Below are 4511 nucleotides of genomic sequence, written 5' to 3'. Positions count from 1 at the left end.
GCTCGAAGACGCTCTCGCCGAGATCGTCCAGCAGCGGGATGCCGGCCGAGATCAGCACCTCCGGGCCGAGGTTGGGATAGCGGCCGGAGACCGACGGCTTGGCGTTGAGCACCGCCGCCACACCCACCGCGACGAGCGAGTCGGCCGCCACCCGGTCCAGGTCGACGTGGTCGATGACCGCGATGTCGCCGGGGCGCAGCCGCCCGACCAGCCGTTTCGTCCGGCGGTCGAGGCGCGCGGTGCCGACGATGGAGCCCGGCTCCGGGTTCCGGCTCCGGCGCAGTATGGGTAGACGCATCGTGACCATCCTGGCATGTGAGGCAGGTTTTGCTGTCGCGACATGCCTGAGCAGGGCCGCCTACCCAGGGAAGCACACCGGAACCCGCGCCGGTGTGCTTGCGCTCACAATCGGGGTATCACGGACGCCTTTCCTTGGCCGCCACGGCCAGGAGCTCCTCGGCATGGGCGATACCCAGATCCGAGTCCGGCAAACCGGCGAGCATCCGGGCCAGTTCCCGGGCGCGCTCGGTGTCCTCCACCACGCGCACCCCGCTCGTGGTGACCGCTCCACCGGTGTCCTTGGCCACCACCAGGTGCCGGTCGGCGAACGCGGCGACCTGCGGCAGGTGGGTGACCACGAGCACCTGATGACTGCGGGCCAGCCGGGCCAGCCGGCGGCCGATCTCCACCGCGGCCTGACCGCCGACACCCGCGTCAACCTCGTCGAACACCAGCGTGGGCGGGCCGCCGGAACCGGCGAAGACCACCTCGATGGCGAGCATCACCCGGGACAGCTCGCCGCCGGAGGCGCCCTTCTGCAACGGCAGCGCCGGCGCGCCCGGGTGGGCCAGCAGCCGCAGCTCCACCTCGTCGGCGCCGTCCGCGCCGACGCCGGTCTCGACGCCGTTGACCGGCAGGCTCGGCTCGGACCGGCCCGCCGGACGGGGCAGCACCGCCACCTCGATCCGGGCGTGCGGCATGGCCAGCCCGGCCAGCTCGACGGTGACCTCCTCGGCGAAGCGGACCGCAGCCTCCCGCCGGGACGCCGACACCCGGCCGGCGAGGTCGGCCACCTCACCGGCGAGCCGGGTGGCCTCGCGGTCCAGCTCGTCCAGCAGCTCGTCGGAGGTGTCCAGATCGGACAGCCGCGTGCGGGCCCGCTCGGCCCACGCCACCACGCCGTCGACGTCGTCGGCGTACTTGCGGGTGAGCCCGCGCAACGCGGCCCGCCGCTCGTAGACGGTCTGCAGGCGGGCCGGGTCGGCGTCCAGCGCGGCCAGGTAGGTGGACAGCTCCGCGGCCACGTCGGTGACCAGCGTGGCGGCCTCCTCCAGCCGGGCCGCCAGCTCGCCCAGCGCCGGGTCGGTGCCGGCCTGCGCCTCCAGCGTGCGCCGCGCGGTGCCCAGCAGCGCCGTCGCGTCCGGCGCGTCGTCGGCCGCCTCGACGCCGCCGGCCACGCACTGCTGCGCCACCTGCGCGGCGGTACGCAGCCCCTCGGCGTGCTCCAGCCGCTGCGCCTCCGCCTTCAGCTCGTCGTCCTCCCCCGGCTGCGGATCGACCCGGGTGATCTCGTCCAGGCCCAGCCGCAGCAGGTCGGCCTCCTGGTTGCGTTCGCGCGCGTTGCGCCGCCGGTCGGCCAGGTCGTCGACGACGGTGCGCCACCGGGCGTACGTCTCGCGCAGCGCGTCGAGCAGCTTCTCGTGCTCGGGCCCGGCGAACCGGTCGAGCGAGGCCCGCTGCTCGGCCGGGCGCAGCAGCCGCAGCTGGTCGGACTGGCCGTGCACGGCCAGCACCTGCTCGCCGACCTCACCGAGCGTGGACACCGGCATGGCCCGCCCGCCCAGGTGCGCGCGGGAACGCCCCTCGATGGTCACGGTGCGGCTGAGCAGCAGCGAGCCGTCCTCGTCGGGCTCACCGCCGGCGTCAACGATGCGGGCGTGCACCGACTCGGCCACCCGCCCACCGAGGCGCAGCCGGCCCTCCACCACGGCGCGGCCCGGCTGGGCGCGCACCCGGCCGGCGTCGGCGCGGCCGCCGAAGAGCAGGCCGAGGCCGGTCACCACCATGGTCTTGCCGGCGCCGGTCTCGCCGGTGATGACGTTCATCCCCGCGGCCAGCGGCAGCGTGGTGTCCTCGATGACGCCCAGTCCGGTGATGCGCAGCTCTTCCAGCACAGCACCCGACAGTAGCCCCGCCGTGTGACAGTTGACCAGCCGGCAGGTCGAGCCGCGGGCACCCGACCCCGGACGAGGAGGAGCTCCACCGCAGCCCGGTACGGGCGAAGACGACCCCGGCCGGTGAGTTCGCGCAGCGGCTGGGCCGCCGACCGGCCGTGGTGGACGGTCGCACCGCGACCTGCCCACTGGTGCACGGCGGCCGGCCGACCTGATGGCCGCCGCACCGGCGACATGTCGCCAGGTGGACACGAGCGCAGCGCGGTAGAGGGCCGGGACGCCGGAGATCGCGTCGCCCAGCTCGCGCGCCGCCGCTTCCTCCGGCGGCGGCTGCACGACCTGTCCGCCCGACCGGGGTCGACACCCGATCGGGCGCGGCGCGCCGGTCCGCCCGCCGCGGCCGGCTACGACACTCCGGCGTCCCGACCGTCGCGGCCCCGACCACCCCCTGGCCGAGCCCGCGACATCCGGGCCGCGCATCCGGAAGCGGCGGGCCTCACCGCCGCACCCGGACTCACCTCATCGCGGCCCGTACGCTCACCGTAACGTGCGCGGCGGCCCGGACCGGTGGTCCGAACGGAGGTTTCCGCTGATCCGTCGGTCAGCGACGGTTGCCCCGCCAGCCCTGGACGGGCAGGTCGAACTTGGCCACCAGCCGGTCGGTGAACGGACGCGCCCGCAACCGCACGATGCGCACCGGCAACGTGCCCCGGCGCACCGTGACCCGGGCGCCCGGCGGCAGGTCGTAGACACGCCGGCCGTCGCAGCAGAGCACCGCGAGGGTGGTGAACGGGTCGACGGTGATGACGAACGTCGACGTCGGCGCGGTCACCAGCGGGCGGCTGAACAACGCGTGCGCACTGATCGGCACCAGCAGCAGCGCCTCCACCTCGGGCCAGACCACCGGCCCGCCGCCGGAGAACGCGTACGCGGTGGAGCCGGTCGGGGTCGCGCAGATCACGCCGTCGCAGCCGTACCGGGACAGCGGCCGGCCGTCCACGTCGACGAGCAGCTCCAGCATCTGGGCGCGCTCGCCCTTCTCCACGCTGATCTCGTTGAGCGCCCACGACTCGATGGTCGGCCCGCCCTCGAACTCGGCGGTGACGTCCAGCGTGAGCCGTTCGTCCACGCTGTAGTTACGCTCGACCACGTCGCGTACCGCGGTGTCCAGGTCGTCGATCTCCGCCTCGGCGAGGAAGCCGACCTTGCCGAGGTTGATGCCCAGCAGCGGGACCTTCGCCGGACGGGCCAGCTCGGCCGCGCGCAGGAACGTGCCGTCCCCGCCGAGCGCGAAGACGATCTCGGCGCCCTCGGCCGCCTCCGGGCCGGTCACCGGCACCACACCGGGCAGGTCCAGGTCGTCGGCCTCCTCGGCCACCACCCGCACCTCGAAACCGGCGGCGATCAGGTCGGCGGCCACCGCGCGCGCATGCTCGGTGCTGCGTCGACGGCCGGTGTGCGTCACCAGCAGCGCGGTGCGGCTCACCCGGACACCTCCTCGGTCGTGGCCGCCGTGGTGGCGGCGCCCTGCGGGCCGGCGGCCACCACCGCGCGGACCCGCTCCGGGTCCGCGGCGGGCGCGTCCCCGCGCAACCATACGAAGAACTCGACGTTGCCGCTCGGCCCGGGCAGCGGGCTGGCCGCCACTCCGGCGAGGCCGAGGCCGAGCCCGGCGGCCGCGGCGGCCACGTCGAGCACCGCCTCGGCGCGCAGCGCCGGGTCGCGGACCACGCCGCCGGCGCCGACGCGCTCCTTGCCGACCTCGAACTGCGGCTTGACCATCAGCGCCAGGTCGCCGCCGGGGCCGGTGCACGCGGCCAGCGCGGGCAGCACCAGACGCAGCGAGATGAACGACAGGTCGGCCACCGTCAGGTCGACCGGGCCGCCGATCGCCTCCGGCGTGAGCGTACGCACGTTCGTACGCTCGAACACCCGCACCCGCTCGTCGGTGCGCAGCGACCAGGCGAGCTGCCCGTAGCCGACGTCCACGGCGACCACCTCGGCCGCGCCGCCGCGCAGCAGCACGTCGGTGAACCCGCCCGTCGACGCGCCCGCGTCCAGGCAGCGCCGGCCGGTGACGGTCAGCCCGCCGGGGGCGAACGCGGCGAGCGCGCCGGCCAGCTTGTGGCCGCCCCGGGAGACGTACTCGTCGGCCGGGTCCTCTCCGGTCACCAGCAGCGGATCGGCCGGGTCGACCATCGCCGCGGGCTTGCGTGCCCGCACTCCGCGCAGCTGGACGCGACCGGCCTCCACGAGCGCGGCGGCCTGTTCCCGGGAGCGGGCCAGCCCGCGCCGGACCAGTGCGGCGTCCAGCCGGGTCCGACGAGCCATCAGGTG

At 75.4% G+C, this 4511-nt stretch carries 3 protein-coding genes and 1 pseudogene; all 4 read right to left on the bottom strand.

What is annotated here, in order from left to right:
• Nucleotides 1-298: pseudogene (locus tag KBX39_RS24145) on the bottom strand (hypothetical protein); the annotation flags it as partial.
• Nucleotides 299-416: 118 nt separating this feature from the next.
• Nucleotides 417-2174, bottom strand: coding sequence for a DNA repair protein RecN (gene recN / locus KBX39_RS24140; RefSeq protein WP_069089174.1), 1758 nt, complete (start codon nucleotides 2172-2174; stop codon nucleotides 417-419).
• Nucleotides 2175-2775: 601 nt separating this feature from the next.
• Complete coding sequence (locus tag KBX39_RS24135) at nucleotides 2776-3660, bottom strand: NAD kinase (RefSeq protein WP_043324900.1); 885 nt, start codon at nucleotides 3658-3660, stop codon at nucleotides 2776-2778.
• The gene (locus tag KBX39_RS24130) at nucleotides 3657-4505 is read right to left on the bottom strand and encodes a TlyA family RNA methyltransferase (protein WP_210872643.1); all 849 of its coding nucleotides are present in this window, start codon (nucleotides 4503-4505) and stop codon (nucleotides 3657-3659) included. The genes KBX39_RS24135 and KBX39_RS24130 overlap by 4 nt, the downstream gene beginning before the upstream one ends.
• Nucleotides 4506-4511: the final 6 nt, after the last annotated feature.

Source organism: Micromonospora sp. D75 (genome assembly GCF_018070405.1).
Taxonomy (GTDB): Bacteria; Actinomycetota; Actinomycetes; order Mycobacteriales; family Micromonosporaceae; genus Micromonospora; species Micromonospora chalcea.
This window is presented reverse-complemented; position numbering and strand designations above follow the sequence as displayed.